The organism is Dokdonia pacifica (assembly GCF_900188275.1).
GTDB classification, from domain to species: domain Bacteria; phylum Bacteroidota; class Bacteroidia; order Flavobacteriales; family Flavobacteriaceae; genus Dokdonia; species Dokdonia pacifica.
Window position 1 is genome coordinate 1 of the sequence record NZ_FZNY01000024.1, and the last position, 1,823, is coordinate 1,823.

General features: G+C 39.9%; 1 protein-coding gene. It reads left to right on the forward strand.

From position 1 onward, the window contains the following. Positions 1 to 1,823 (forward strand): Ig-like domain-containing protein (locus CHB80_RS24320; protein ID WP_143337256.1); only part of this gene is annotated, 1,823 nt, incomplete at both ends.

Below are 1,823 nucleotides of genomic sequence, written 5' to 3' on the forward strand. Positions count from 1 at the left end.
GGAGAAGATACTTTTGATTATACAGTAACAGTAACTAATCCAGATGGTTCTACTACGACAGAGACAGCTACGGTAACAGTGACAGTAACTCCAGTAGAGGATGTAATGGATGATACGGCTACTACACCAGAGGATACTCCAGTAGATATTGATGTATTAGACAATGATACATTTAATCCAAACAGTGATGTCGAGGTAACTGATGTTACAGATCCAGCCAATGGAACAGTAACGATCAATGCTGATGGAACAGTAACCTATACACCAGATCCTGATTATATTGGAGAGGATACTTTTGATTATACAGTAACGGTAACCAATCCAGATGGTTCTACTACGACAGAGACAGCTACGGTAACAGTGACTGTAACTCCAGTAGAGGATGTAATGGATGATACGGCTACTACACCAGAGGATACTCCAGTAGATATCGATGTATTAGACAATGATACATTTAATCCAAACAGTGATGTCGAGGTAACCGATGTTACAGATCCAGCCAATGGAACAGTAACGATCAATGCTGATGGAACAGTAACCTATACACCAGATCCTGATTATATTGGAGAAGATACTTTTGATTATACAGTAACAGTAACTAATCCAGATGGTTCTACTACGACAGAGACAGCTACGGTAACAGTGACAGTAACTCCAGTAGAGGATGTAATGGATGATACGGCTACTACACCAGAGGATACTCCAGTAGATATCGATGTATTAGACAATGATACATTCAATCCAAACAGTGATGTCGAGGTAACCGATGTTACAGATCCAGCCAATGGAACAGTAACGATCAATGCTGATGGTACAGTAACCTATACACCAGATCCTGATTATATCGGAGAAGATACTTTTGATTATACAGTAACAGTAACTAATCCAGATGGTTCTACTACGACAGAGACAGCTACGGTAACAGTGACAGTAACTCCAGTAGAGGATGTAATGGATGATACGGCTACTACACCAGAGGATACTCCAGTAGATATCGATGTATTAGACAATGATACATTCAATCCAAACAGTGATGTAGAGGTAACCGATGTTACAGATCCAGCCAATGGAACAGTAACGATCAATGCTGATGGAACAGTAACCTATACACCAGATCCTGATTATATTGGAGAAGATACTTTTGATTATACAGTAACAGTAACTAATCCAGATGGTTCTACTACGACAGAGACAGCTACGGTAACAGTGACTGTAACTCCAGTAGAGGATGTAATGGATGATACGGCTACTACACCAGAGGATACTCCAGTAGATATCGATGTATTAGACAATGATACATTCAATCCAAACAGTGATGTAGAGGTAACCGATGTTACAGATCCAGCCAATGGAACAGTAACGATCAATGCTGATGGAACAGTAACCTATACACCAGATCCTGATTATATCGGAGAAGATACTTTTGATTATACAGTAACAGTAACTAATCCAGATGGTTCTACTACGACAGAGACAGCTACGGTAACAGTGACTGTAACTCCAGTAGAGGATGTAATGGATGATACAGCTACTACACCAGAGGATACTCCAGTAGATATTGATGTATTAGACAATGATACATTCAATCCAAACAGTGATGTAGAGGTAACCGATGTTACAGATCCAGCCAATGGAACAGTAACGATCAATGCTGATGGAACAGTAACCTATACACCAGATCCTGATTATATCGGAGAAGATACTTTTGATTATACAGTAACAGTAACTAATCCAGATGGTTCTACTACGACAGAGACAGCTACGGTAACAGTGACAGTAACTCCAGTAGAGGATGTAATGGATGATACAGCTACTACACCAGA